Consider the following 25936-nt stretch of genomic DNA (forward strand, 5'->3'; position numbering starts at 1 on the left):
AAAGGTGATTGATTCGGCGACTGAGCTGACGCTCGAACACGGCTTCACCGCGGTCTCGCTGAAGGACATCGAAAAGCATTCGGGCGTCTCTAACGGCAGTATTTTCCACCATTTCGGTTCGAAAGACGGGATCTTGCGTGAGCTGTTCGTCGCCGAAAGACGTGCCTATCTGGGTGCCGTGGGGGAGGCGATCCTCGGCTATGACGGCGACCCCGTGAGGGCGTTCGGCGAGGGCGCGCGGGCTGCGCTGCGCTATCACACCGACCACCGGCAGCGGTATCAGCGGCTCATCGTCGAGTTCAATATTTCCGACTGGATGCACGATAATGCCGAGCTGTGGATCGAACTTGCCGGCGACCTGCAACAGCCCGTTGTCGATTGGGCGGTGCCGCATTTCGCCGCGGCTAGATTGCCGCTCCTGGCGCCTTCGCTGTTCCAGGCGCTGACGCTGGGGCCGGCCGAAGCGGTAACGCGGCAATGGCTGGCAGGAAGGCTCGTCGGCAGGCCGGTCGATTACGGCGACCTCGTCGCGAATTTCGTGGCGGCGGGGTTGCGGGCCCAGCTGGTTCGGACCCCGGACCCGGTCGCGGCCGACCGCTAGGCGACGGTCTTGGGCGTCGTGGTCCTTGGCGGCGGCGTCTTGGGTTTATAGGGGCACAGGTCGTCGACCGGGCAGCGCCAGCATTCGGGGGTGCGCGCCTTGCAGGTATAACGACCGTGCAGGATCAGCCAGTGGTGCGCGTCGCGGCGAAAGGGGGGCGGGACAAGCTTGTCGAGTTTGGCCTCGACCGCCTCGGGCGTCTTGCCCGGCGCGAGCTTCGTCCGGTTGGCGACGCGAAAGACGTGCGTATCGACGGCGAAGGTTTCGGCCCCGAAGGCGCAGTTCATCACGACATTGGCGGTCTTTCGCCCGACCCCGGGCAGCGCGACGAGCGCGCCGCGATCGTGCGGCACTTCGCCGTCATGATGGACGATCAGCGCCTGCGACAGCGCGATGACGTTCTTCGCCTTGGTGTTGAACAGCCCGATCGTCTTGATGTGCTGTTTGAGGCCAGCCTCGCCGAGCGCGACCATCTCGGCGGGGGTCCTGACCTCGTCGAACAGCGCGCGCGTCGCCTTGTTGACGCCGACATCGGTCGATTGCGCCGACAGGACGACCGCGACGAGCAACTGGAAATGGTTCGAGAATTCGAGCTCGGTGACCGGGTCGGGATTCGCCTCGGCCAGCCGCGAGAAGAATTCGAAGATGTCGGCGCGCTTCATCGGAGCCAGCGGCTAAGGCGGGGATAGGAGGGCAGGCCCTGTTCGAGCGCGGTGCGCAGGTCGGCGGTCATGCCGTAATAGCCGAGCATCGGCGCGCCGACATAGCGACCGGTCGCGAAGCTCGTGATCAGCGACTTGCTGTCGCCCCGATAGCCGCCGCCATGGAACAGCTGGGCGGGGGGCAGTCGGCACTCGACCGCCGCGGCATACGACCAGGCGATCGCCATCATCTCGTCGGTCGGATCGGGTTCGAGCGGGCCGAGCGTCGGGCGGATCGCGGGATCGGCCACGGCGATATGGCCGCCTTCGTGGAGCAGGTCGCCGGGCCAGACGGGCACCTCCGGATCGATCAGCAACCGGCCCCCGACGATCGCCAGACCGTCGAGCAGCTGGACCTCGGCATCGCCGATCCAGTCGACGTCGATCCCGACGGTGGCGAGAAAGGCGAGGCAGCGCTCGGCGGCTGCGGCACCTCCGCCTTCCTCATGCCAGCGGCACGCGTCGGCAGTGACGCTGCTCACAGGTCGAGGACGCTTTGCATGTCGTATCGAGCCGCCGGACGCCCGACGAGCCACGCCGCCGCGCGCAACGCGCCGCGCGCGAAGATGTCGCGACTTTCGGCGACATGGCTGAGGACAATGCGTTCGCCATCGCCGAGCAGCGCGACGCTGTGATCGCCCGCGACGGTCCCGCCACGCAGCGATGCGAAGCCGATCGCCCCGCGCGTGCGCGCACCGGTATGGCCGTCGCGGCCGCGCTCGGAGGCGTCGGCGAGAGCGATGCCGCGACCGGCGGCGGCGGCCTCGCCGAGCAACAGCGCGGTCCCCGAAGGCGCATCGACCTTGTCGCGATGGTGCGTTTCGACGATCTCGATATCCCAGTCGTTGCCGAGCCGCGCGGCGGCGTCGCGGACAAGATGCGCGAGCATCGTCACGCCGAGCGAGGTGTTGCCCGTCTGCAGCACCGCGATCTCGCTGGCCGCCTCGTCGATCAGCCAGTGATGGCGCTCCTCGAGTCCGGTGGTGCCGATGACGATCGGCGTGGCGTTCGCCACCGCGGCGGCAAGATGTGCTTCGAGTGCATCAGGGGTCGAGAAATCGATCAGCACGTCGCTTTTCTCGGCAAGAGCTTCTGCGTCGCCACCGCGATCAATCCCACCCGCGAGGCGCAGGCCAGCGTCTTCGATCAGGCTCGCAATCGCGCGGCCCATGCGGCCTTCGCTGCCCAATATGCCGATGCTCGTCATGACGCGTGCTTTCCCTGTTGAGCGCGCTGCGCGCTGCGGCCATGTTGGCGTTCATGGCCACGATACGCAACCGCCCAATCCGCAACATCGTCCTGCTGACCGGCGCGGGGATCAGCGCCGAAAGCGGCATCGGCACGTTCAGGGACAATAATGGGCTGTGGGAGCAGCATCGCGTCGAGGATGTCGCGACGCCCGAGGCCTTCGCGCGCGATCCCGATCTCGTCCACCGCTTCTATGACATGCGCCGCGCGGCGATCCAGCAGGCGCTGCCCAATGCGGCGCACGATGCGCTCGCGCGGCTCGAGTGTGAATGGACCAAAAGAGATGGTCACGATCTCCTCATCGTCACGCAGAATGTCGACGATTTGCACGAGCGCGCGGGGGTCCAATTCGGCTTGGAGAAAACGCGCGTCCTCCACATGCACGGCCAGCACCTGACCGCGTGGTGCACCGCTTGCGACGCGCGGCCCGTATGGCGCGATCCGCTGAGCGACCGGCCGCCTTGCCCCGAATGCGGCGTGAGCGCGCTGCGACCCGATGTCGTCTGGTTCGGCGAGATGCCATACGAGATGGAGCGAATCTACGACGCGTTGCGCGCCGCCGACCTGTTCGTGTCGATCGGCACGTCGGGCGCGGTCTATCCCGCCGCCGGCTTCGTCCGCGACGCGCGTGCGCTCGGCGTGGCGACGCTCGAGCTCAACATGGAGCCGAGCCAGGGCAGCGACTGGTTCGACGAGGCGCGCCACGGCCCGGCAACGCAGCTGGTCCCCCAATGGGTCGAGGAGGTATTGCGATGAGTGAACCGACGATCGAAGGCAGCTGCCATTGCGGCGCGATCACGATCCGTATCGCACGCGCGCCGACATCGGTGTCCGAGTGCAACTGTTCGCTGTGCCGCAGGATCGGCGGATTTTGGCATTATCTGACGCCGGCGGAGGTTGCGGTCACGGGCGAGGCGAAAGGCTATGTCCAGGGCGACTGCATGCTGACCAACTGGCATTGCCCGACCTGCGGCTGCACGACGCACTGGACCGCGATCGATCCCGATTACGACCGGATGGCGGTCAACATGCGCATGTTTGCGCCCGAAATCTGGGAGACCCTGCCGCGCGAACTGGTCGATGGGGCGAGCTTCTAGGCGCGGCTTATTATTTCGGCGTTCCGCATGCTCTGCAATCGGCGTCCTTGGGGATGCGCATCGTGCGCATCATGGGGGTGAGGCCGTCGAAAATGTGGAGCTTGCCCGTCTGGTCCTCGCCGAAGGGGACGATGACGCGGATCGCTTCCATCGCCGCCCAGCTGCCCATCATCCCGCACAGCGCGCCGAGCACGCCGACTTCGGAGCAGCTGTCGCAATCGTCGGCGTCGTGCGCATCGCCGACGAAGCAGCGGTAGCAGGGCGCGCCTTCACGCCAGCCGGAAAAGGTGCCGATCTGGCCCTGGAACTGGCCGATCGCTGCCGAAACGAGCGGGATTTCGAGCCGCACGGTCGCGTCGGACACGACCAGCCGCGTGGCGAAATTGTCGCTGCCATCGACGACGACGTCGGCGCCCGCCAGCAATGCATCGACATTGTCGCGCGTCACGCGCGTTTCGACGGGCATGAAGGAGACACCGGGATTGATCCGCGCGATCGCCTTGGCCGCGCCGTCGACCTTGGGCGCGCCGACCTCGGCGCTGTCGAACAGGATCTGGCGCTGCAGGTTGCTCAGCGAAATCGCGTCGTCGTCGATCACCGTCAGCCGGCCGATCCCGGCAGCGGCGAGATAGAGCAGGACCGGGCCGCCGATGCCGCCCGCGCCGATCACGACGACATGCGCGCTGGTCAGTGCGACCTGGCCCGCGCCGCCGATCTCCTTGAGGACAATCTGGCGCGCATAGCGGTCGAGCTCGTCGTCGCTGAGCGGCATCAGCGCCCCGTCGAGCCGAAGCCGTCGTTGCCGCGCTCGGTATCGGACAGTTCCTCGACGACGTCCCATTGCGCCAGCGTGACCGGGGCCACGACCAGCTGCGCGATGCGGTCGCCGCGTTTCACCTCGAAATATTCCTCGCCGAGATTGGCGAGGATGATCTTCACCTCGCCGCGATAGTCGCTGTCGATCGTGCCGGGCGTGTTGAGGCAGGTGATGCCATGCTCGATCGCGAGGCCCGAGCGCGGGCGGACCTGGATTTCATAGCCTTCGGGGATCGCGACCGCGAAGCCGGTGCTGACCGCATGGCGGCGGCCGGGCTTCAATGTCAGCGATTCGGCCGCGACGATGTCCATCCCCGCCGCTCCGGGCGTCTTGTACGCCGGCAGCGGCAGGTTGCCGCCGTTCGACAGGCGCTTGATCCTGACGCTCACGTTATTCGCCATCGCCGCGGTCTCCATGTTTGTCGTCCCATGCCTGCGCGGCGCGCGCCACCAGTCGCCGTGCGACCTCGATCTTGGGCAGGCTGTCCCAGCTCTCGACGCCGTCGGCGGTGACGAGGTGGACCGCGTTGGTCGCGCCGCCCATGACGCTCTTGCCCTTGCCGCCCGATACGTCGTTGGCGACGATCCAGTCGGCGCCTTTCTTCGTGCGCTTGGCCTGTGCGTGCTCGACGACCTTCTGCGTTTCGGCGGCAAAGCCGATCAGCAGCGAAGGGCGCCGATCCGAGGTCGCGAGCCGCGCAAGAATGTCGGTATTTTCGGTGAGCTCGAGCGGGGCAGGCCCCCCATCTTTCTGTCCCGACTTCTTGATCTTCTGCGCGTCGGTGCTGGCGGCGCGCCAGTCGGCGACCGCGGCGACCATGAAGGCGATGTCGGCGGGCAGCGCGTCCTCGACCGCTTGCGCCATCTCCTCGGCGGTATCGACGTCGATCCGGGTGACGCCTGCGGGCGTCGTCAGGTGGACCGGACCCGCGATCAGCGTGACGTCGGCGCCCGCGAGCGCGGCCTCGGCGGCGATCGCAAAGCCCTGCCGCCCCGACGATCGGTTGGCGATATAGCGCACCGGGTCGATCGGTTCGTGCGTCGGCCCGGCGGTGACGAGGACGCGGGAGCCGTGCAGCGGGCGATGCTCACCGGGCGCGAAATCGGGCTGTCCGGCGAGCACGTCCTTGCCGCGATTGGCGAGCGCGCTCTCGATCTCGGCAAAGATCGCGGCGGGTTCGGGCAGGCGGCCGGGGCCGTATTCGCCGCACGCCATCTCGCCCTCATCGGGGTTGATGACATCAATGCCATCGTGGCGCAGCTGCGCGACGTTGCGCTGCGTCGCGGCGTGCTGCCACATGCGCACGTTCATCGCGGGTACGGCGAGCACCGGCGCGTCGGTCGCGAGCAGCAAGGTGGTGGCAAGGTCGTCGGCGTGCCCCGCCGCCATTTTGGCGATGAGGTCGGCGGTGGCGGGCGCGACGACGATCAGGTCGGCCTCGCGGCTCAACTGGATATGGCCCATCTCGACCTCGTCCTTGAGGTCCCAGAGCGAGGTGAAGACCTCGTTTTCGGACAGGGCGGCGAGCGTCATCGGCGTGACGAAATGCGATCCGCCCTCGGTAAGGACGCAGCGCACGGTCATCCCCGCCTTGCGGATCAGCCGGACGAGCTCGCACGCCTTGTAAGCGGCAATCCCGCCGCCGACGATCAGGAGAATGTGTTTATCGGTCATCAATATCCCGTCAGCAGCATGTCGAGCGCGTTCATGATCGTTATATGCTGATCGTCGAGCGAAGTCGTTACCTCTCCGATTTCGCGCATCGGCACCGCCGCGGCGAATTGCGTCACCATGACCATCGGCGCACCCGCGACCTCGAAGGTCGGATTGAGACGCTCGGCGGGATGCGGAGCCCGATCGGGCGGGAGCAGGGGAACGACGAAGCGGGTCGTGAGCTGTGACAGGATATCGGCCTGGCAGTCGAGCAGATAGCCCGGCTCGCCTTGCCGCTCGAAAACGTCGAATCGCGCCATCAGAACTGGCGGTGCCGTGCCAGCGGAAGCCCGTTCTGCGCGACAAAATCGTTCGAGGATTCGAGCGCGTCGCGATTGGCCGCCAACCAGGCTTCGGCGGTCGTTGCGCGAATGCTTTGCTCGAGCCCGGCTTCGCACGCTTGCGAGATGTTGATGCCCAGCTCCTTGGCCTGGACGATCAACTCTGCATTCAGCGAGACGTTGGTGGCGCGCTTCATGGCGCCCGATACGCGCGACATCCTGGGGCTATGGTTCATGCGCATATCATATGCGCATTATCGTGACACGTCAAATGCAGCATAGCTAATAGATCAGCAGTGCCCACGTGCCCGCTCCTCCTGCCAAGGCAGCGAGGATCGCGACCGCCGCATAACCCACCCACGGACGCTTGCGGCGTTCCCAGATGATCGGGATCGTCGGGATCGGCGGCGGGGGCGGGGCGGCGCCCTTGGCGGGGAAGGCGTCCTCGATGCGGCGGACGAGATCGGGCAGGCGGCGCAACGTGCGCACATTCTCGACGATCTTGTCGGCGAGCTGCGCTTCGGGGCCGAGTTCGGTGCGCATCCATTCCTGGATGAAGGGCCCCGACGTGTCCCACATGTTGATATCGGGATCGAGCCCGGTGGCGACGCCTTCGACCATCACCATCGTCTTTTGCAGCAGGAGCAGGTGCGGCTGCGTCTGCATGTCGAAATCGCGCGTGATCGCGAACAGTCCGTCGAGCATCTGCCCGACGCTGAGCTCGCTGACGGGCTTGCCGCGCATCGGTTCGCCGACCGCGCGCAACGCGGTCGCGAACTCGGCGACATTGTGGTGCGCGGGGACGTACTGCGCCTCGAAATGGATTTCGGCGACGCGGCGGTAGTTGCCGGTGATGAGGCCGTAGAGGATCTCGGCGAGCCAGGTCCGCGCGCGCCGGTCGATCCGCCCCATGATGCCGAAGTCGATCGCCGCGATCTTGCCGTCGGGACAGACGAACAGGTTGCCCTGGTGCATGTCGGCGTGGAAGAATCCTTCGGAAATCGCCTGGCGCAGGAAGGCGTTGACCAGCCGTCCGGCGATTCCCTTGACGTCGTGGCCCGCGGCGATCAGCGCGTCGCGGTCGGAGATCTTGATCCCGTCGATCCACTCCATCGTCATGACCGAACGCGAAGTGCGGTCCCAATCGATCGCCGGGACGATGTAATCGGGCGTCGCGGCCATCGATTCGGCCAGTTCCGATGCAGACGCTGCCTCGCGCCGCAGGTCGACCTCGCGCATCGTCCAGCGCTTGAAGTTGGCGATGACGAGCGCAGGGCGCAGGCGCTGGGCTTCGCCGCCCATCGCCTCGACATGCGCTGCGGCCCATTCATAGGTCTCGATATCGGCAGCGAGCTTGGTCGCGATGCCCGGCCGGACGACCTTGATCGCGACTTCGCGGCCGTCGGTGGTGATGCCGCGATGGACCTGCGCGATCGACGCTGCGGCGACGGGCACCGGATCGATCGAGGCGAACAAATTGGCGATCGGCTGGCCGAGGCCGCGCTCGATCTGCGGTTCGATGTCGGAATAGGGCAGCGGCGGCAGGCTGTCCTGCAGCGTCAGCAGGTTGCGCGCGGCGAGTTCGCCGACAAGGTCGGGGCGCGTCGCGAGCGTCTGGCCGAGCTTGATCGCGGCGGGGCCGATCTCCTGGAAGGCGGCGGCGTAATCGGGCTCGCGCGGCTGGATCGTACCGAAGCGCGCAATGCGGATCAGCCGCGCGACCGGCGGCGGGGTCAGCGGATCGCGCTCGATCCCGCGCAACGCGCCGTGACGGGCGAGCGTGCGGCCCCATTTGAGGAGTCGCCAGAGGTGGGTGCGTGGGCGTGCCATGTGGTCCGCTCAGACCTTCCAGCCGCTGTGGATCGCGACGAGGCCGCCGAGCATCGGCTCGACCTTTGTCCGGACGAAGCCGGCCTCGGCGATCATCGCCTCGAAGCGCGCCATGTCGGGAAAGCGCCGGATCGATTCGACGAGATAGCGATAGCTGTCCTCGTCATCGGCGATCCATTTGCCGAGCTGCGGGACCAATTTGTGCGAATAGGCGTCGTAGATCTCGCCGAAGCCGGGCCACAAGGTGGTCGAGAATTCGAGGCAGAAGAACCGCCCGCCATAGCGCAGGACGCGGTGCGCCTCGGCGAGCGCGGCGGGAATGTCGGTGACGTTGCGGATGCCGAAGGCGATCGTATAGGCGTCGAACATCGCCGCATCGAAGCTCAGCGTCTCGGCATTCTGCTCGGTCCAGACGAGCCCGGTTTGTGCCCGGTCGGCGGCACGTTCCATGCCGACGGCGAGCATGTCGGGATTGATGTCGGCGACGGTGACGCTGGCGCCGAGATCGGCCATGCGAAAGGCGATGTCGCCGGTGCCGCCGGCCATGTCGAGGATGTCCTCGCCGGCGCGCGGCTTGACCCGGCGGACGAAGCGGTTCTTCCACAGACGGTGCATGCCGCCCGACATGGCATCGTTCATGACGTCGTAGCGACGCGCGACATTGGAGAATACGCCGCCGACGCGGCGCGTTTTCTCTGCGGGATCGACCTGTTGATAGCCGAAGGATACGGTGTCGTTCATGGCATGCGCCTTAGCCGCTGGCGCGGCGCGCGCAAAGGCCATGGTTGCAAGTCGCGCGCGCCGCGCACATCTCCTCCGCCATGCCCGAGCTTCCCGAAGTCGAAACCACCGTCCGCGGCCTGGCGCCGGTCCTCGAGGGCCAGCGCCTCGCGCGAATCGAGCTCCGCCGCGAGGGGCTGCGCCGACCGTTTCCGCAAGGGTTCGTCCAGCGACTGACCGGCGCAACGGTCATCGACCTGTCGCGGCGCGCCAAATACGGGCTGATCCACACGAATCGCGATTGCGCGATGATCTTCCATCTCGGCATGTCGGGGCGTTGGCGAGTCGATCCCGACACACTCGAAAAGCACGACCATCTCGTCCTGACGACGGGCGAGGGGCGGCGGGTCGCGCTCAACGATCCGCGCCGATTCGGGTCGGTCGACCTCGTCGACGGCGACCCCGAGGCGAACTTTGCCGGCTTTGTCGATCTCGGCCCCGAACCCCTGTCCGACGCCTTCGATGCGCGTGCGCTCGCGGCCGCGCTGGCCGGCCGCAAGGCGCCGATCAAGCCGCTGCTGCTCGACCAGCGAATCGTCGCCGGATTGGGCAACATCTACGTCTGCGAAGCGCTCAACATCGCGCGCATCCACCCCGGTCGCGCCGCCGGATCGATCTCGCAGGCGCGGCTCGAACGACTCGTTGCCGCGATCAAGGCGGTGCTGCTCGACGCGATCGCGGCGGGCGGCTCGAGCTTGCGCGATTTTGCCGCGCCCGACGGACAATTGGGCTATTTCAAGAAGAGCTTTCGCGTCTATGGCCGCGAGGGCGAGCCATGTCCGTGCGGCGAGGGGCGCGTCCGGCGCCGCGTCGACGGCGGCCGATCGACCTTTTACTGCGCCAGTTGCCAGCGGTGAGTTGACCGCGCGAGCGGTTAGCCTTATATGCCGCCTCCGAAGAGGGCCGGGACGTGATTCCGGGCCCCATTTTTTTAAAGAACAACCCGAAGGTTCCCTGACGCATGGCCAATACGCCGCAAGCCAAGAAACGTATCCGCCGCAACAATGCGCGCGCCGTAGTCAACGGAGCGCGCACCTCGCGCATCCGCACGCTCGTCAAGAAGGTCGAGGCCGCAGCGCTCGCCGGCGACAAGGCCGCTGCAAGCGAATCGCTCAAGGCGGTTCAGCCCGAAATGGCCAAGGGCGTCGCCAAGGGCGTGCTCCACAAGAACACCGCAGCGCGCAAGTTCTCGCGCCTGACCAAGCGCGTCGCCGCGCTGTAGAATTTTCGCGCCGGCGCGGCCCGGTCGTCCTGCACCACCAAATGGCCTGCCGGTTCGGCGGGCCATTTTGCTGTGCGCGCTCTGGCGTGACGCGGGACGACGCCGATCGCCTGTTCAATGTCATAATGGTGCAATGACGCTAGGTCCGCGATTCGCCCGCAGGTGAACAATCGGCCTTCGAGATAAAGCCAACAAAAACAAGCGATTAACGGGTTGCTAACGCTTTTCTCCAGCGCGTCGTGAGTCAAGGCGGTTTATTTCAGTTTTTTTGCAGTCGTCGGGTTGATCGACTCGGGTGCGCCTGCCTAGACAGGTGTTTCGACCCGTGGCTGTCGCTGCCGGTGTCCTGAAAAAATCGAATTCTCGAGCCGGAAACCGCTTTTTCCGAAGACGGGATTTCTGTGGCCTGGGTGGGCCGCGTATTTCGGGTCCTGGCGACGATCATCGGGTCGGCGCACGCTCAACAGGGCGGCGTGGCGGGTGGTCGATTTGAAGAGGTGGGGCGGTATGGCGCAGGATGGGGGCGATGACACAGCATTGGCGATGACGCCCGATGCTGCGGCGTGGACTGCGGTTGCCGCGGGCCTGCGCAAGGACCTCGGCGCGCGCGCCTTCGATCACTGGCTGAAACCAGTAAGCTTTGGCGACTATTGTGCGGTGACGGGGACGTTGACGCTGCATGCGCCGACGCATTTTTCCGCCAGCTGGATCTCCGAACGCTTTCTCGATCGTCTGCTGCTCGCGTGGAAGACGCGCTGCGCTGTCCAGGCGGTCCGCGTCATCGCCGATCCCGAGCGCGCCGCGATCCAGCCGACGACGCTGTTCGCCAAGGATGCCGCGACGAGCGACGTGCCCGCCGAACCCGTCCGCACCTTGCCGCTGCCGACGCTCGACGAACGGCTGACCTTCGACAATTTCATTGCCGGCCAGTCGAACGTGCTCGCCCGCGGCGCGGCGATCCGCATGGCGGCGGCCGAGAGCCCCGAATTCAACCCGCTCTACCTTCGTTCGGCGACGGGCCAGGGCAAGACGCACCTGCTTCACGCGATGGGCCACGCGCACCTGCGCGTCGCGCCCAACGCCAATGTCGTCATCATGTCGGCCGAAAAGTTCATGCTCGAATTCGTCCATGCGATTCGGTCGAACGACATGCTCGCGATGAAGGCGCGGCTGCGCGTCGCCGACCTGCTGATGATCGACGATCTCCAGTTCATCGTCGGCAAGGGCGCCTCGACGCAGGAAGAGCTGCTCCACACGATCGACTACATCCTGACCGCCGGCAAGCGGCTGGTGGTCGCCGCCGACCGCAGCCCGCACATGCTTGACGGGATCGATCCGCGCCTGCTGTCGCGCCTGTCGGGTGGCCTCGTCGCCGAGATCGACGCGCCGTCGTTCGAACTGCGCAAGGCGATCCTCGAACACCGGCGCGACTCGGTTCACCATGTCGCGGTGCCCGACGATGTCGTCGACTTCCTCGCGCGCAACTTCACGCGCAACATCCGCGAGCTTGAGGGCGCGCTCAACAAGCTCGTCGCCTTCGCTTCGCTGACCGGCACCGACATCTCGCTCGATCTCGCGCGCGACCGGCTCGCCGAGACGCTGCGCGGGGCGCGGGCGCGTATCTCGATCGACGATATCCAGAAAGCCGTCTGCGCGCATTTCAAGCTCGACCGGATCGAGATGAGTTCGAAGCGCCGGACGCGCGTCGTCGCCCGCCCGCGCCAGATCGCGATGTACCTCGCCAAGACGCTGACCCCGCGTTCGTATCCCGAGATCGGTCGCAAGTTCGGCGGGCGCGATCATTCGACCGTCATCCACGCATTCCGCACGATCGACGCGATGCGCCAGCGCGACCCCGATATCGACGCCGATATCGCGCGCATTCGCCGCGCGCTCGAAAGCTAGATCGAGATTGCCAGGGGGCAAGGAAAAGCCCGGCGTCCACATCGGACGCCGGGCTTTTTCGTGTCGGTTGTCGTGTGCGTCAGCGCGTCTGGCGCGGCGGCAGCGTGATCCGCACCTTCTCCGCATTGTTGCCGGGGAAGCCGGTGAACAGCGCATCGACCAGGTTGGGGACGAGATAGGTGAGGTCGTTGTCGCGCGACTGGGCCATCGCATTGCCTTCGAACAGGCGCTGGCCGTCGGCGCGGCGATCGATCGTCATGTCGAGCCGGCCGGTATAGACGGTGTACGCGGTGACGTCGTTGAAGCCGCCATAGCCCGGGCCCCACATGAACGGATCATAGAAGCCGCCGACATAGCGATAGCCATGACGCGTACGAACGATCTGCGGACGATAGAAGCCGCCTCGGGTTCCGTAATAGAACGGATCATAGCCGAACGGATCGTAGAAATTGGTCGACGGGCGAATGCGCTCGCGGCCGTTGTCGACACCGTAATCGAGGTGGACGACGAGGTCGGCCTGATCGCTCGTTGCGGGAATATAGCCGACCCGGGCAAGCTCACCGCGCACCAGGCTGGCATATTGCGCGAACTCGAGGCTGTTCGACAGCGCCGGATCGCTGGCGACGATCGCAAAGGTCTGGCCCTGCGGCGCGGGCATCTGCTGGAAGCGCGACACGTCGGCCTGAAAGCCCTGGGCACAGGCGCCGAGGCCGAGCATTGCGCCCGCCACCATCGCCGATTTGAGGAAAGTCTTGATCGTCATCTTGGGGTCCTCGTTAGCGCAGCACGGCGCTCTTCATACCATAACGGACAGCCACAGTATCGCGCGATCGCTGAACGTTGCTTGAACGAAAGCAAAAACGCCTTTGCGAACAGGGGGCTAGTTGACCGGCTTAGGCCCGAACAAACCCATCGCCGCGGTCGCCGCAGCAATCTGCGGCCGGGCGAGTTCGCGAGCACGTGCAGCGCCTTTTTCGAGCGCGGCATCGATCGTCGCGGCGTCGTCCTTGAGCGCTTCGAAGCGCGTGCGGATCGGCGACAGCGTCGCGACGATGCGATCGGCGAGCGCCGGTTTGAACGCCCCGAAGCCTTGCCCCGCGAATTGGTCGAGCACCGCCTGGCGATCGCATCCTTCGAGCGCGGCATAGATGTCGATCAGGTTCTTCGCCTCGGCGCGCCCGTCGAGTCCCTCTGGTTCGGCGGGGATCGGTTCGGGATCGGTGCGTGCCTTGCGGATCTTCTGCGCGATCGCGTCGTCGCTGTCGGTCAGGTTGATCCGGCTCATGTCGCTGGGGTCGGACTTCGACATCTTGGCGCTGCCGTCGCGCAGGCTCATCACGCGCCGCATCGGCCCGGCGATCAGCGGTTCGGGCGCGACGAAAATGTCGGCGCCGTAATCGGCATTGAACTTGACAGCGATGTCGCGGGCGAGCTCGAGATGCTGTTTCTGGTCGTCGCCGACGGGCACGTGCGTCGCATTGTAAAGCAACACGTCGGCCGCCTGCAGCACCGGATAGGCATAGAGGCCGACGCTCGCGCCCTCGCGATTCTTGCCCGACTTTTCCTTGAACTGCGTCATCCGGTTGAGCCAGCCGATCCGCGCGACGCAGAACAACAGCCAGGCAAGCTCGGCATGCTCGGGCACGCGCGCCTGGTTGAACAGGATCGCCTTGTCGGGGTCGAGCCCGCTGGCGATCAGCGCGGCGGTCAGCTCGCGGACATTGGCGCGCAGCTGCGCGGGTTCGTGGTACACCGTGACGGCATGGAGATCGGCGAGGAAGAACAGGCTGTCGCCGGGATCGTCCTGCATCTTCACCCATTGCACGATCGCGCCGAGATAGTTGCCGAGGTGAAGATTGCCGGAGGGCTGGATGCCCGAAACGGTACGCATGACTATGTCCTTCAGAGGGTATCTGGATTTGCGGTCGGCGCGACCGGCGCGCGTTTTACCAATGCGCGCAGCTCGGCCAGGCTGACAGCGCCAAGCACGACGCAAGCCACGGCATAAACCGCGACACCGACAGCGACAAGGCCGGCCAGCGATATCGCGCGACCGACCAGCGGTCCGGTGAAGGTGCCGAAATAGGGCGCGAGGACATAGAGCGCGACGCCCATCGCCAGCGCCGCGAGCGTCAGCCGCGGGAGGCGGCGTGCCAGCTTGGCATCGATATGAAAATGGCCGCGCCTGGACAGCGTGCGCCACAGCAAGGTGAGGTTGACCAGCGCCGATGCCGCGGTCGCCAGTGGCGGGCCGAGATAGCCGATCGTCGGAATGAGGATGATGTTGCCGACGATGTTGACCGCTACCGAGACCAGCGCGAAATTGAGCGGGGTGCGCGTGTCCGAGCGGGCGTAATAGCCGGGGATCAGGACCTTGATCAGGACATAGGCGGGCAGGCCGAGCGAGAAGGCCGACAGCGTCCAGGCGGTGGCGATCGTTGCTTCGCGGGTGAACTGGCCGTGCTGGAAAATGCCGGTGACGATCGGCAGCGAGATGCTGATGAACGCGACGGTGGCGGGCAGCGTCAGCAGCAGCGCCAGTTCGACGCCGCGGTTTTGCAGATGGAGCGCCTGGGCATCCTTGCGCTCGCCAAGCATGCGCGACAGCGTCGGCAGCAGGATCGTGCCGAGGCTGATGCCGATCAGGCCGAGCGGCAGCTGGTTGAGGCGGTCGGCGTAGTAGATGTAGCTGATCGCGCCCTCGTCGAGCAGGCGGCCGGCGAGCGCGGTCGAGATCAGCAAATTGACCTGGACCGCACCCGCGCCGATCGCAGCGGGCAGGATGAGCTTGGCGAGGCGCTTGATCTCGGGGTCGATGCGCGGCCGGCGCAGGCGCAAAGATGCGCCCGCGCGGCGGACGCCCCAGACCATCAGCATGAGTTGCAGGATGCCGCCGACGGTGACCGATCCGGCCTGGACCATCGCGGTCTCGTACGGGTTGGCGCCGTGGAAGAACCACAATCCGCCGACCATCGCAACGTTGAGCAGGATCGGCGCGGCGGCGTTGAGCCAGAACTTGTGCAGCGAGTTCAATATCCCGCCGAGCAGCGAGACGAGCGAAATGAGGAGCAGATAGGGCAAAGTGATCCGCGACAGCGTCACCGCATAGGCGAACTGGTCGGCGCTCGGATCGTTGAACCCGCCCGACAACAGATAGGTGACCGGCCAGGCCGCGATCATCATCGCGCCGGTGAAGATCACCAGCAGCGGGAGCAGGATCGCCAACGCGCGCTCGGCAAAATCGATGCCCGCCACCAGGCCGCCGCCTTCGGCGACCCGGCGGTTGAACATCGGGATGAACGCCGCGCTGAACGCGCCTTCGGCGAACAGCGCGCGGAACATGTTGGGCAGGCGGAAGGCTACAAGGAACGCGTCAGACGCGAAATTCGCACCGACATAGCTCGCCTGGAGGGTGTCGCGAACGAGCGCGAGCACCCGGCTGATCAGGGTGAGGCCCCCGACCGAACCGAATGCGCGCCCCAATTTCATGACGGTCTCTGCCTAAGGGTTAGGCGGTGCCGACCGGCTGATCGCCCGGCGTTTCGCCGGCTTCGGCCTGGGCGGCGCGCTGCTGCGCATAGAGCATGCCGAAATCGATCGGTTCGAGCAGCAGCGGCGGATAGCCGCCGTCGCGCACGGCATCGGCCAGGACTCGGCGAGCGAAGGGGAACAGGATGCGCGGCGCTTCGGCGAACAGGAACGGGTGCATCTGGTCTTCGCTGACGTTGCGCGCGCCGAACAGACCGGCATAGCTCAGGTCGACGACAAACTGCGTCCCCTGGTCCATCGTCGCGCGGACGTCGATCTTGAGGATAACTTCGTGCATGTCCTCGCCATGCTGGGCCGAGGCGATGTTGAACTGGACGTCGATCTGCGGCTGGCCGGTCCACTGAAAGACCTCGGGCGTACTCGGATTCTCGAACGACAGGTCTTTGACATATTGCGTGATCATGCCGACCGAAGGCGACGTGTCTTCGCCATTGGCCATGGGCTCGATGCTGTCGTGCTTGGGTGCGTCTTCAGCCATTGCTATCGGTACTTTCGCTTGAGTGAGTGGAGCGATCCCGGCGCACGGCGAGGTCATCGGCGACGCGCGGGAAGGCGTTGGTTGGCGCGATTAGCAGCCCTGCGGACAAAGCACAATCTGTAGGCACACCCTCATTGCCGGGGCGAACTGAGCGCTATCGGTTTGAAAGCACGACCATGATCGCCTATGTTGGGGACACAGCAATTCAAAGAGGAACCGCGCGCCTGTGAATATCACCATCGTCCTTCTGGCCATGATCGCCGCTTTTCTGGGCCTGAGGCTCTATTCGGTGCTGGGCAAACGGACCGGTCACGAGCAGGAACCCGTGCTGCGCCGTCCCGACGAGCATCCCCGCGCGGTCGCGCAGGCGCCCAAGGACGACGTCATCGAAGGCCGCGTGGTCGATCCCGTCGGTATTCCCGACACGGTCTATCACCCCGCCGCCGAGACGGGCATCCGCAAGATCCTCAATGCCGATCGCAGCTTCGATGTCGGCAAGTTTCTTGGCGGTGCGCAGGCTGCCTATCGCATGGTTCTGGAAGCGTTCTGGGCGGGCGACCGCGAGACGCTGCGCGACCTGTGCGACGACGATGTCTATGCCGCCTTCGACGGCGCGATCACCGCGCGCGAGGCAGCGGGCGAGACGCTCGACAACCGGCTTGTCGCGATCGAGGAAGCAACGATCGTCGGGGCAAGCCTCAACGGGTCGATCGCCGATGTCATCGTCCGCTTCGACGCCGATATCTCGGCAGTGACGCGCGACGCCGACAAGCAGGTTATCGCCGGATCGCTCAGCGACGGCGTCCAGACGCACGACATCTGGACCTTTACCCGCGACCTGGCGAGCAACGATCCCAACTGGGTGCTCGACGAAACCGACGTCGCCTGACGGGGCGCGGGCGGTGACCCTTCGACGCCACCGCCGCGCGGACAATTCGCACTTATGGCAGACGCGTGCCGCGCTGGTTGTGACCGCATCGGCGGCGCTGATGCTGCTTGGATCGTGTACGGTCGAACGCCAGGCGGGCAGTGAGCCGCCGGCTACCGCCCAGCCCGTCCCCACACCGACCAAAGCCGAAGCTGAAACGGCCAGCGAGGCCGGTATCGCAATCGCTTCAGCCGATCTTTCGCGCCTGTCCGATGCGCGGCTCGATGCTGCGCTGGCGGCATTCCGGATCAGCTGCCCGTCGCTCGTCAAGCGCAGCGATTCGAGCGGCCTGACGCGTGCGGGCGACTGGGACGATGCCTGCGCGGCCGCGGCGGGAGCGTCGTCTGGACGGACCTTCTTCACCGAAAATTTCCGCGCCGTCCGCGTCGGCGACGGCAGCGCCTTTGCGACGGGCTATTTCGAACCGCAGATCGCCGGGCAGCGAAGCAAGGCGCCGGGCTACCAGATCCCCGTTTATGGCGTACCGACCGACCTGATTGACGTCGATCTCGGTCAATTCAGCGACACGCTCAAGGGCAAACGCATCCGGGGCCGGGTCGAGGGCAACAGCCTCGTCCCCTATTACGACCGCGCGGCGATCGAGGCGGGTGCGATAGCAGGGCATGCGCCGGTGATCGGCTATGCCGCCGACGCGGTCGAACTGTTCTTCCTCCAGGTCCAGGGATCGGGGCGGTTGCAAGCGCCCGACGGGTCGGTGATCCGGATCGGCTATGCCGGGCAGAACGGGCGCGATTATGTCGGTATCGGCAAACTCCTCGCCGATCGCGGCGTATTGCCCAGGGACAAGCGATCGATGCAGGGGATCATGGAATATCTCCGTACCGACCCCGCGCGCGGCGCGGCGGTAATGCGCGAAAACCCCAGCTATATCTTCTTCCAGGAGCTGACCGGTGCCGGTCCGCTCGGTGCGCTCGGGCGGCCCGTCACGCCGCGCGCTACCGTTGCCGCCGATCCGAAATTCGTTCCGCTCGGTGCGCCCGTGCTGCTCGATCTCGATGCCGATATCGCCGATGGCCTGTGGATCGCGCAAGATACCGGCGGCGCGATCAAGGGCGCCAACCGCTTCGATACCTTCTGGGGCGCCGGCGCCGAGGCGCGGACAATCGCGGGCGGAATGTCGGGCCATGGCAGCGCGCTGATCCTGTTGCCGCGCGCTGCCGCCGAGCGGCTCGCCACCCGTCCAGCGCAATGACCCGCAAATCGCGCGATGCCGCGCTCGACGCAGATGGCCGCGCGCTGTGGAACCGCGTCGCGCGTTCGGTCGATCCGCTGCCGGGACGCCACATCTTTGCCGATCCCGCGCCCGCGCCGCCGCCCACCGCATCGCCCAAGGCCAAGGCCGGCCCGCGCATCGGCCGCGTGCCGCCGCCCGCTCCCCCTGCGCCGTCCGCCAAGGTTGCGCCGCCCAATGGCGGTCTCGACGGCAGCTGGGAACGGCAGATCGCACGCGGGCGGTTGTCAGCCGATGCGACGATCGACCTCCACGGCCTGACGCTCGACCAGGCGTGGCGGCGGCTCGACTTCGCACTCGAAGAGGCAAATGCGATCGGCACGCGCGTGGTGCTCGTCGTCACCGGGCGCGGCGCTGCCGATCCCTCGGCGGGGCGCGCATCGGCGGGCGTCATCCGTCCGCGCGGTATGATCCGTGCCAAGCTCGAAGACTGGATCGCCGCGTCGCGCCACGCATCGTCGATTGCCTCGATTCGCGGCGCTCACCCGCGCCATGGCGGGGCGGGTGCGGTGTACCTGATCCTCAGGCGAAGGCGCGGTTGAGCATCGCTTCGTAGATATCGGTGAGGTTTTCGAGGTCGGCGACCGCGACCGCCTCGTCGAGCTTGTGCATCGTCGCGTTGATCAGGCCGAATTCGACCACCGGGCACAAGGCCGAAAGGAAGCGCGCGTCGGACGTGCCGCCGCTGGTCGATGCTTCGGGGCGAACGCCGGTGACCGATTCGACCGCGTCCTGGACGAGGTTCGACAATTCGCCCGGCGGGGTCAGGAAGGCCTCGCCCGAGACGACTCCCTTGAGCGTGCCGCCGTGCTTTTCGGCGATGGCGCGCAAGCGGTCCGCAATTTCGGTGCCCGTGTGGAGATCGTTGAAGCGGCACGACAGCCGCGCAGAGGCGGACTTGGGAATGACGTTGTGAGCCGGATTACCGACCGCGATATCGGTCGTTTCGATATTGCTCGGCTGGAACCAGTCGGTGCCCTGGTCGAGTTCGATCGCAGCGATCTCGTTGAGGATCGTCACCAGTTTCGCGATCGGATTGTCGGCGAGGTGCGGATAGGCGACATGGCCCTGCGTGCCGTCGACCCTGATCCACATGTTGACCGATCCGCGCCGGCCGATCTTCATCGTGTCGCCGAGCCGGTTGACCGAGGTCGGTTCGCCGACGAGGATCATTTCTGGCGTGCAGCTCGCGTCGGCCATGTGCCGCATCAGTGCGCGCGTTCCGTGGATCGCCGCGCCTTCCTCGTCCCCCGTGATGATCAGGCTGATCGTGCCGGCATCGGCCGGGACGCGCATGGCGGCGGCGATGAAGCAGGCGATCGCGCCCTTCATGTCGACCGCGCCGCGCCCGTAGAGCAGGCCGCCGCGGATTTCGGGCGCGAACGCGTCGCTTTCCCAGCCTTCGCCTGGCGGGACGACGTCGAGATGGCCGGCAAAGGCGAAGTGACGGCCGCCGCTGCCGCGCGTGGCGAGCAGGTTTTCGACCGGGCCGCCGTTTTCGGGATCGGGGTCGTCGCTGCCATCGATGAAGCGCGTCACGGCAAAGCCCGCCGCTTCGAGCATCGGCGTAATCGCATCGAACACCGCGCCGGTCGCGGGGGTGACGCTTTTTGCGGCGATGAGGCGGGTGGCGAGGTCGATGGGGTCGGTGCTCTGGGTCATACTAATCTCGTCAATCTGAGCGCGTCTCGACGCTAAAGACACTGGCGCCGCGCGTTCGGGCGGACCTATGAGGATATCGACCCTGAAACAAGTTCAGGGTGACGACGAAGAGGGGAATGACCGTGCCCAAGATCGAACTGGACGCTATCGAACAGACCAACACGACGGGCTATCCGCCGCCCTTTAACGGGCCGGTGCAGGGACGCTGGCATCGCCGCCTCGCCCCGGCAGCAGGACTCAGCGAAATGGGCGCGAGCCACGTCGTGCTCAAGCCCGGCGCCTGGTCCTCGCAGCGCCACTGGCACGAGGGCGAAGACGAGATGGTGATCATGATCGCCGGCGAAGCAGTGCTGGTCGAGGATACGGGCGAAACGATCATGCGCGCGGGTGACATCGCGGCCTGGGCCAAGGGCGCGCCGAACGGTCATCATCTGATCAACCGGAGCGATGCCGACTGCACGTTTGTCGCGATCAGCGCGGGCGACCGCGATGGCGGCGGGAGCTATTCGGACATCGACATGCGCTTCACCAAGGACGGCTATGTCCACAATGACGGCACGCCCTATCCGACCAACCGGATCGCCTAGGCGGGATCAGCCTTCGGGCGCGATCTCATACTGGTCGATGACCCATTCCTCTTCCTGCGCCGATGCGATCCAGTCCTGGACGAAGCGGTGTTCGATGACCGCTTTCATATAGGCAGCGGCAAAGGGCGGAACGGGGATCGAATAGCTGATGAAGCGCGTGACGACCGGCGCGAACATGATGTCGACCGCGCCGAACGCGCCGAACAGGAAATCGCCGTCGCCGCCGCCCAGGCCGCCGAAACGCGCGCGCGCCTCGGCCCAGATCTGGAGGATGCGTGCAACGTCGGCCTGCGCCTCGGGACCGATCTTCGCGTCGGGATAGATGCGGCGGATGTTCATCGTGCATTCGCGGCGCAGCGCGGCATAGCTCGAATGCATTTCGGCCGCCATCGAGCGCGCCATCGCGCGGGCGTGGACGTCGTCGGGCCAGAAGAGTTTGTTGTCGGTCTTTTCGTTGAGATACTCGATGATCGCCAGGCTGTCCCAGATGACGCAATCCTCGCCATCCCACAATATCGGCACCTTGCCGCCGCCGGGCGCGAACTCGTTGCCTTCGCGGCGCCGGTCCCATTCGTCCGAATACAACGGCACGACGACCTCTTCGAATGGCAGGCCGGATTGCTTGCACGCCAGCCAGCCGCGCATCGACCAGCTCGAATAGGCCTTGTTGCCGATAAACAGTTTCATCGTATCATCTCATCCTGTTTCCGCTCGGGCGCGAGCGCAAGGGGGCGATCTAGCTTTCGAAGGCGTCGAGGACGACCGCGCGCAGCTCGGCGATGCCCATGCCCTTTTCGCTCGAGGTGACGAGGATCTCTGGATGCGCGGCGGGGTGCTTGCGCGCCTCGGCCTCGGTCCGCGCCTGGACTTCGGCGAGCGCGCTCGCCTTGATCTTGTCGGCCTTGGTGATGACGAGACGATAGCCGACCGCCGCCTCGTCGAGCATCGTCATCACTTCGCGGTCGATATCCTTGATCCCGTGACGCGCGTCGATCAGCACCAGCGAGCGTTTGAGCACCGCGCGGCCGCGCAGATAGTCGTTGATCAGGAAACGCCATTTCTTGACGACATCCTTGGGCGCCTTGGCAAAGCCGTAGCCGGGCATGTCGACGAGGCGGCACGAGACCGGATCGCCGATGTCGAAGAAGTTCAATTCCTGCGTGCGTCCCGGCGTGACCGAGGTGCGCGCGAGCGACTTGCGCCCGGTCAGCGCGTTGAGCAGCGACGACTTGCCGACGTTGGAGCGGCCGGCAAAGGCGACCTCGGGGACGGTCGGTTCGGGCAGGAACTCGAGCTTGGGCGCCGAGAGCAGGAATGCCATCGGCCCCGCGAACAGCTTGCGCGCGCGCTCGATCAGGTCGGCCTGGGCTTCTTCCTCGGTCACTTCGCGTCTGCGGTCTTGGGTTCCGCCTTCAGCCCCGGATAGCGGCTGTAGAGGAACTTCTGCTGCGCGATCGTGAGCACGTTCGAGGTGATCCAGTAGAGCAGCAGCCCGGCCGCGAACGGCGCCATGACGAACATCAGGACCCACGGCATGAAGCCGAAAATCTGTTTCTGGACGTCGTCCATCGGCTGCGGGTTGAGGCGGAACTGGAGCCACATCGAGGCGCCAAGCAGGATCGCGAGGACGCCGATGCCGAGGAAGCCCGGCACCTGATACGGCAGCAGGCCGAACAGGTTGAGGACGTGCAAGGGATCGGGCGCGCTCAGATCCTTGAGCCAGCCGAAGAACGGCTGGTGGCGCATCTCGATCGTCAGCATCAACACCTTGTAGAGCGCATAGAAGACGGGAATCTGCAGGAAGATCGGCAGGCAGCCGGCCATCGGATTGACCTTTTCGCGCTTGTAGAGCTCCATGATCTCCTGCTGCATGCGCGGCTTGTCGTCCTTGTGCTTGTCCTGGATCGCCTTCATCTTGGGCTGGACGACGCGCATTTGCGCCATCGAGCGAAAGCCCTTCTGGGCGATCGGGAACATCAGCCCGCGGATGATGAAGGTCAGCGCGATGATCGCGACGCCGAAATTGCCGAACAGTTTGAACAGCCAGTCGAGCAGGTAGAAAATCGGCTTTTCGAACCAGCGGAACCAGCCCCAGTCGATCGCCCGGTCGAACTTGACGATGCCGCTGTCGGCATAATCTTCGAGCAGCGAGGTTTCCTTGGCGCCGGCAAAGATGCGGCTCGTCGTGGTCAGCGACTTGCCCGGTGCGAGCACTTCCTGCTTGGCCGCCCAGTTGGCCTGGAACAGGTCGCCCTTGGCAGCGCGCAGCGTTGCATCGACGCGCGTCTTCTGATCGGGAATGACCGCGCTCAGCCAGTATTTGTCGGTAAAGCCGACCCAGCCGCCGGTCGTTGCACGCGTTTCGGGCGTGCCCATCTGTTCGGCCAGGTCCTTGTAGTTCCATTTGTAATCGGCGGCATCGTCGATGACACCCATCGGTCCCGAATGATTGGTCCAGGTCGATTTGTCGGTCGGTGCGCCGATCCGGTTGACCAGCGCATAGGGCGCAACCCCGACCGAGGACGTGCCCCGGTTGGTCACGGTCTGCTTGGCGCTGATCATGTAGTTCTTGTCGATCGACAGCTCGATCGTGAAGGTCTGCCCCTGGTCGTTGTCGTGGAACAGCGTGACCGGCGTTTCGGGCGTCAGCTTGGCGCCGCTCGCTTTCCACACGGTGTTGGTGTCGGGTGCGTTGAGCCCCTGTCCGGTCCAGCCGAGGCCGGCATAATAGGCGTTCTTGGTCCCGGCAGGCGAGAACAGGTGGATCGGCGGCGAATCGGGCGCGATGGTTTCCTTGTACCCGGTCAGGACCACGTCATCGATGCGCGCGCCCTTGAGGTTGATCGAGCCGGTCATGCGCGGCGTCTGGATCGGGATGCGCGGCGTTTCGGCGATGACCACGGCGCGATCGCGGATCGCCTTCGGGCTGTCGGCGGCGGGATCGGCTTCGGGCGCAGGCAGGGCGGTCTGCTTGCCGCCCGAAATCTGCGTCGATGGCGGGGTCGCAGTGGGGAAGAAATGGTTGGCGACGTACGGCCAGCCGAGCAGAATCAGGCCGGCGAAAACCACCGCCAGCACCATGTTGCGTTTGTCATCCACCGTTGAAAGTTCCCGTTTGTCTGCGTGAAGAGGAGGTCGGAGCGCGTCAGGGCACCGGATCGTATCCGTGCCCACCCCATGGATGGCAGCGCATTAGCCGTTTTGCCGCGATCCAGCCACCCTTGATCGCACCATGGCGTTCGAGCGCTTGTATGGCATATTCCGAACAGCTCGGCGCATAGCGGCAGCTGGGCGGCAGGATACGCGACGGACCGAGCTGCCAGCCGCGCGCGATGAGGATGAGGAGGCGCTTCATCGCGGCCCCTTCGCCTTGGCGATCGCCTTGACGAGGTCGGTGCGCAGATGCGCGAAATCGCGCGTCAGCGCGTCCTTGCGCCCGATCAGAACGTGATCGGCGCCGGCGATGCCGTGGTCGGGAAGGACGTCGCGGGCGAGCGCGCGAAAGCGGCGCTTGATCCGGTTGCGCACGACCGCGTTGCCGACCTTCTTGGTCACGGTGATGCCGATGCCGATCGCCGGGTCATCGTCGCGGCGGTCATGGATGAGCAGGACGAAGGCGGGACCGTGCGCGCGCTTGCCGCGATTGGCGGCGAGAAATTCGCGCCGGACGTGGAGCTTTCGAACCGAGGGCTTGTCCCCATCGGACGACACGGCGACCGATTCGGGACCAGACGCACGAACCCCGCCGCTTCGATTGCGAAGGGCGGGGGTCGGGGATGCCGATTCGGTTTCGGCCATGGCTGAAGTCGCGCCCGGGTGGGGGCGCGGCGGCGTTAGGCCGAAAGCTTCTTGCGGCCGCGGGCGCGGCGGGCACGCAGGATGTTGCGGCCGCCCGGAGTCGCCTTGCGGGCGAAAAACCCGTGGCGCCGTGCGCGGACGAGGTTGCTTGGCTGGAAGGTGCGCTTCATCGCTGATATCCCGAATATGAACTGGTTCGAATAAAAAGGGCCGCCATCGCTGGGCGGCCGCCGTATGGCAGGCCCGATAGGCCAAGGGGCCCGGCATGTCAATCATCGCGGGGGCGATTTTCGGGCGGTTTCCTGATCCCGCGCCACAAGGAAACGAGGCCTTCGCGCCACGGCGGCGGCGGCGGCATCGCGCGATGGCGCGGCCGGCGCAGCGCCCAGTCGGTCCAGCGGCCGTAATCGGGATAGCGGCGGCGCAGGCGCAGGTAAATGCGCTTGCTCCACGTTGCGTTCTTGAGGACCAGCGCAAGGCCGATCGGGAACAGGACGAGAAAGCCCGGGCCGGGCAGCGGGCCGATCACGACCCCGCCGATCATCAGCAACACGCCGGTCGCAACGAGAATGCCGCGCGTAACCGGGTGTTTCCACAGCAAGGTCTTGGGCGGTTCGTCCATCATGGCAATATGGGGAAACTGTATTGCCGCTGCAAGACGGCCCGCGCTATTTGCTTTGTTGGAGGTCAGTTGAGCAGGTGCAGCGCGGCCATGTCAGCGCGACCGAGATAGCGCGCCTGTTCGAACGGCACGCTGTTGGTCATCGCGTAGAAGGTCTTCGCCTCGAGCGCGCTCATCCCGACATCGCGATAGAAAGCGAGGAAGGGCTGATGCTCGGGCGCGTCGGCGGCGTAATCGGTTGCCTCGCGGCCGGTTTCGTCTTCCCAGCTATGGACCGCGAACTCCGAACCTTCGTCGGCGCTGCGGTGCGCGCCCGCGAGCCACAGCTCGACGCCGCCCGAACGGACCGATCCGCCGGCGGGGACGTGCGTATCGATGCCCGCCTTGCGGACCATGCGCGCGAGGACGAGGTTGGCGTCGCTGTCATAGGTGCCGGGCAGGTCGATGAGATCGAGCGTGTGGATGCCCGGATAGGCCTTCATCATCGCGGCGAACTGACGCGGGGTCGGCGTGTCGACGATGCCCGCCATCGCGGCACGATCGGGCGCGGTGACATAAAACGGGCCGAAGCGGGCGAGGTAGTTGCCCGGAACGGACGCGAATTCGGGTGCGGTCGCTGCGGGGACGGTCTCCCACGTCGTTTCGACGGTGACGGTAACGCCGTTTTCGACATAGATTTCGACGGTGGTATCGGCGCCGGCGGGCGCGGCGAAGAGCAGCGCCAGCGTCGCGACGCTGCCGATGATCGTTGAAAACTGAGGACGTAAGGCCATGCGATGCCGATCGTTCCGGAAGATACCGGTACGGTCTTGCGCGTCGCCGCCTTTCGCAGCGGTGTTCGGATGCAGTTAGGGAATCGTTTACC

General features: G+C 65.9%; 33 protein-coding genes. 10 read left to right on the forward strand and 23 right to left on the reverse strand.

Going from position 1 to position 25936, the window contains the following annotated elements:
* Positions 1–4: 4 nt before the first annotated feature.
* The gene (locus FSZ31_RS11705) at positions 5–601 is read left to right on the forward strand and encodes a TetR/AcrR family transcriptional regulator (RefSeq protein ID WP_161596022.1); all 597 of its coding nucleotides are present in this window, start codon (positions 5–7) and stop codon (positions 599–601) included.
* Here the strand turns inward: FSZ31_RS11705 and nth are convergent.
* The 3 genes from nth to dapB are packed head-to-tail and all read right to left on the reverse strand — an operon-like array spanning position 598 to position 2509.
* Positions 598–1263 (reverse strand): endonuclease III, encoded by a 666-nt coding sequence (nth, locus tag FSZ31_RS11710; protein WP_147123565.1) that lies wholly within the window; start codon positions 1261–1263, stop codon positions 598–600. The two genes, FSZ31_RS11705 and nth, sit on opposite strands and share 4 nt — an antisense overlap.
* Complete coding sequence (locus tag FSZ31_RS11715) at positions 1260–1784, reverse strand: hypothetical protein (protein WP_147123566.1); 525 nt, start codon at positions 1782–1784, stop codon at positions 1260–1262. Before FSZ31_RS11715 ends, nth begins: the two co-directional genes overlap by 4 nt.
* On the reverse strand, positions 1781–2509 hold the full coding sequence (gene dapB, locus FSZ31_RS11720; RefSeq protein ID WP_147123567.1) for a 4-hydroxy-tetrahydrodipicolinate reductase: 729 nt from the start codon (positions 2507–2509) through the stop codon (positions 1781–1783). The genes FSZ31_RS11715 and dapB overlap by 4 nt, the downstream gene beginning before the upstream one ends.
* Positions 2510–2562: 53 nt before the next feature.
* Here dapB and FSZ31_RS11725 point away from each other — a divergent pair, with 53 nt between their 5' ends.
* Entirely contained in the window at positions 2563–3306 is a 744-nt protein-coding gene (locus tag FSZ31_RS11725; protein WP_147123568.1) for an NAD-dependent deacylase, read from the forward strand.
* Positions 3303–3647, forward strand: coding sequence for a GFA family protein (locus FSZ31_RS11730; RefSeq protein WP_147123569.1), 345 nt, complete (start codon positions 3303–3305; stop codon positions 3645–3647). The genes FSZ31_RS11725 and FSZ31_RS11730 overlap by 4 nt, the downstream gene beginning before the upstream one ends.
* A gap of 10 nt (positions 3648–3657) precedes the next feature.
* Here FSZ31_RS11730 and FSZ31_RS11735 read toward each other — a convergent pair whose 3' ends face one another.
* Genes FSZ31_RS11735 through FSZ31_RS11765 form a run of 7 tightly spaced genes read right to left on the reverse strand, consistent with a single transcriptional unit; the run spans position 3658 to position 9029 of the window.
* The gene (locus tag FSZ31_RS11735; protein ID WP_147123570.1) at positions 3658–4419 is read right to left on the reverse strand and encodes a HesA/MoeB/ThiF family protein; all 762 of its coding nucleotides are present in this window, start codon (positions 4417–4419) and stop codon (positions 3658–3660) included.
* Entirely contained in the window at positions 4419–4865 is a 447-nt protein-coding gene (gene dut, locus FSZ31_RS11740) for a dUTP diphosphatase (protein ID WP_147123571.1), read from the reverse strand. The genes FSZ31_RS11735 and dut overlap by 1 nt, the downstream gene beginning before the upstream one ends.
* Positions 4855–6138, reverse strand: a complete 1284-nt coding sequence (gene coaBC, locus FSZ31_RS11745) for a bifunctional phosphopantothenoylcysteine decarboxylase/phosphopantothenate--cysteine ligase CoaBC (protein ID WP_147123572.1) — start codon at positions 6136–6138, stop codon at positions 4855–4857. Before coaBC ends, dut begins: the two co-directional genes overlap by 11 nt.
* On the reverse strand, positions 6138–6437 hold the full coding sequence (locus FSZ31_RS11750; protein WP_147123573.1) for a CcdB family protein: 300 nt from the start codon (positions 6435–6437) through the stop codon (positions 6138–6140). The genes coaBC and FSZ31_RS11750 overlap by 1 nt, the downstream gene beginning before the upstream one ends.
* Positions 6437–6694 carry a type II toxin-antitoxin system CcdA family antitoxin gene (locus FSZ31_RS11755; protein WP_236643800.1) on the reverse strand — a complete coding sequence of 86 codons (258 nt, stop codon included), beginning with the start codon at positions 6692–6694 and terminating at the stop codon, positions 6437–6439. Before FSZ31_RS11755 ends, FSZ31_RS11750 begins: the two co-directional genes overlap by 1 nt.
* A 46-nt stretch (positions 6695–6740) precedes the next feature.
* Positions 6741–8288, reverse strand: coding sequence for a 2-polyprenylphenol 6-hydroxylase (ubiB, locus tag FSZ31_RS11760; RefSeq protein ID WP_147123574.1), 1548 nt, complete (start codon positions 8286–8288; stop codon positions 6741–6743).
* 9 nt (positions 8289–8297) lie between these two features.
* On the reverse strand, positions 8298–9029 hold the full coding sequence (locus tag FSZ31_RS11765; protein WP_147123575.1) for a class I SAM-dependent methyltransferase: 732 nt from the start codon (positions 9027–9029) through the stop codon (positions 8298–8300).
* Between the two features lie 80 nt (positions 9030–9109).
* On the opposite strand from FSZ31_RS11765, the gene mutM reads away from it, so the two are divergent.
* The 3 genes from mutM (at position 9110) to dnaA (ending at position 12195) form a co-directional block, all read left to right on the forward strand.
* Positions 9110–9925, forward strand: coding sequence for a bifunctional DNA-formamidopyrimidine glycosylase/DNA-(apurinic or apyrimidinic site) lyase (gene mutM / locus FSZ31_RS11770; protein ID WP_147123576.1), 816 nt, complete (start codon positions 9110–9112; stop codon positions 9923–9925).
* Positions 9926–10029: 104 nt separating this feature from the next.
* Positions 10030–10290 carry a 30S ribosomal protein S20 gene (rpsT, locus tag FSZ31_RS11775; RefSeq protein ID WP_147123577.1) on the forward strand — a complete coding sequence of 87 codons (261 nt, stop codon included), beginning with the start codon at positions 10030–10032 and terminating at the stop codon, positions 10288–10290.
* Positions 10291–10833: 543 nt separating this feature from the next.
* Positions 10834–12195, forward strand: coding sequence for a chromosomal replication initiator protein DnaA (gene dnaA, locus FSZ31_RS11780; protein WP_147123578.1), 1362 nt, complete (start codon positions 10834–10836; stop codon positions 12193–12195).
* A gap of 79 nt (positions 12196–12274) precedes the next feature.
* Here the strand turns inward: dnaA and FSZ31_RS11785 are convergent, their stop codons facing one another.
* The 4 genes from FSZ31_RS11785 to secB form a co-directional block, all read right to left on the reverse strand.
* Positions 12275–12958: a DUF4136 domain-containing protein gene (locus tag FSZ31_RS11785; RefSeq protein ID WP_147123579.1), complete on the reverse strand. Its 684-nt coding sequence runs from the start codon at positions 12956–12958 to the stop codon at positions 12275–12277.
* A 117-nt stretch (positions 12959–13075) separates the two neighbouring features.
* Positions 13076–14086, reverse strand: coding sequence for a tryptophan--tRNA ligase (gene trpS / locus FSZ31_RS11790; RefSeq protein WP_147123580.1), 1011 nt, complete (start codon positions 14084–14086; stop codon positions 13076–13078).
* A gap of 11 nt (positions 14087–14097) precedes the next feature.
* Positions 14098–15684 carry a murein biosynthesis integral membrane protein MurJ gene (murJ, locus tag FSZ31_RS11795; protein ID WP_147123581.1) on the reverse strand — a complete coding sequence of 529 codons (1587 nt, stop codon included), beginning with the start codon at positions 15682–15684 and terminating at the stop codon, positions 14098–14100.
* Between the two features lie 19 nt (positions 15685–15703).
* On the reverse strand, positions 15704–16222 hold the full coding sequence (secB, locus tag FSZ31_RS11800) for a protein-export chaperone SecB (RefSeq protein ID WP_147123582.1): 519 nt from the start codon (positions 16220–16222) through the stop codon (positions 15704–15706).
* 253 nt (positions 16223–16475) lie between these two features.
* On the opposite strand from secB, the gene FSZ31_RS11805 reads away from it, so the two are divergent.
* The 3 genes from FSZ31_RS11805 (at position 16476) to FSZ31_RS11815 (ending at position 18944) form a co-directional block, all read left to right on the forward strand.
* Positions 16476–17111, forward strand: coding sequence for a Tim44/TimA family putative adaptor protein (locus tag FSZ31_RS11805; protein ID WP_236643811.1), 636 nt, complete (start codon positions 16476–16478; stop codon positions 17109–17111).
* Between the two features lie 100 nt (positions 17112–17211).
* Positions 17212–18363, forward strand: a complete 1152-nt coding sequence (gene mltA, locus FSZ31_RS11810) for a murein transglycosylase A (protein WP_147123658.1) — start codon at positions 17212–17214, stop codon at positions 18361–18363.
* A complete protein-coding gene (locus tag FSZ31_RS11815; protein WP_147123584.1) occupies positions 18360–18944 on the forward strand; it encodes a Smr/MutS family protein in 585 nt (194 codons plus the stop codon). Before mltA ends, FSZ31_RS11815 begins: the two co-directional genes overlap by 4 nt.
* Here the strand turns inward: FSZ31_RS11815 and dapE are convergent.
* A complete protein-coding gene (gene dapE / locus FSZ31_RS11820; protein ID WP_147123585.1) occupies positions 18925–20064 on the reverse strand; it encodes a succinyl-diaminopimelate desuccinylase in 1140 nt (379 codons plus the stop codon). The genes FSZ31_RS11815 and dapE overlap by 20 nt on opposite strands.
* Before the next feature lie 122 nt (positions 20065–20186).
* On the opposite strand from dapE, the gene FSZ31_RS11825 reads away from it, so the two are divergent.
* Positions 20187–20651 carry a cupin domain-containing protein gene (locus FSZ31_RS11825; RefSeq protein ID WP_201739180.1) on the forward strand — a complete coding sequence of 155 codons (465 nt, stop codon included), beginning with the start codon at positions 20187–20189 and terminating at the stop codon, positions 20649–20651.
* 6 nt (positions 20652–20657) lie between these two features.
* Here FSZ31_RS11825 and FSZ31_RS11830 read toward each other — a convergent pair whose 3' ends face one another.
* The 8 genes from FSZ31_RS11830 to FSZ31_RS11865 form a co-directional block, all read right to left on the reverse strand.
* The gene (locus FSZ31_RS11830; protein ID WP_147123587.1) at positions 20658–21338 is read right to left on the reverse strand and encodes a glutathione S-transferase; all 681 of its coding nucleotides are present in this window, start codon (positions 21336–21338) and stop codon (positions 20658–20660) included.
* A gap of 49 nt (positions 21339–21387) precedes the next feature.
* Positions 21388–21972, reverse strand: coding sequence for a ribosome biogenesis GTP-binding protein YihA/YsxC (gene yihA, locus FSZ31_RS11835; protein ID WP_236643812.1), 585 nt, complete (start codon positions 21970–21972; stop codon positions 21388–21390).
* Positions 21973–22031: 59 nt separating this feature from the next.
* Positions 22032–23750, reverse strand: a complete 1719-nt coding sequence (gene yidC / locus FSZ31_RS11840) for a membrane protein insertase YidC (protein WP_147123589.1) — start codon at positions 23748–23750, stop codon at positions 22032–22034.
* A 46-nt stretch (positions 23751–23796) separates the two neighbouring features.
* On the reverse strand, positions 23797–24006 hold the full coding sequence (gene yidD, locus FSZ31_RS11845) for a membrane protein insertion efficiency factor YidD (RefSeq protein WP_147123590.1): 210 nt from the start codon (positions 24004–24006) through the stop codon (positions 23797–23799).
* Positions 24003–24449, reverse strand: coding sequence for a ribonuclease P protein component (gene rnpA, locus FSZ31_RS11850; protein WP_147123591.1), 447 nt, complete (start codon positions 24447–24449; stop codon positions 24003–24005). The genes yidD and rnpA overlap by 4 nt, the downstream gene beginning before the upstream one ends.
* A gap of 35 nt (positions 24450–24484) precedes the next feature.
* A complete protein-coding gene (gene rpmH / locus FSZ31_RS11855; protein ID WP_147123592.1) occupies positions 24485–24619 on the reverse strand; it encodes a 50S ribosomal protein L34 in 135 nt (44 codons plus the stop codon).
* A 98-nt stretch (positions 24620–24717) separates the two neighbouring features.
* Complete coding sequence (locus tag FSZ31_RS11860) at positions 24718–25074, reverse strand: PGPGW domain-containing protein (protein WP_147123593.1); 357 nt, start codon at positions 25072–25074, stop codon at positions 24718–24720.
* A gap of 62 nt (positions 25075–25136) precedes the next feature.
* Positions 25137–25844: an alpha/beta hydrolase gene (locus FSZ31_RS11865; RefSeq protein ID WP_147123594.1), complete on the reverse strand. Its 708-nt coding sequence runs from the start codon at positions 25842–25844 to the stop codon at positions 25137–25139.
* Positions 25845–25936 lie beyond the last annotated feature (92 nt).

This window comes from Flavisphingopyxis soli, from assembly GCF_007995095.1.
Classification (GTDB): Bacteria; Pseudomonadota; Alphaproteobacteria; order Sphingomonadales; family Sphingomonadaceae; genus Flavisphingopyxis; species Flavisphingopyxis soli.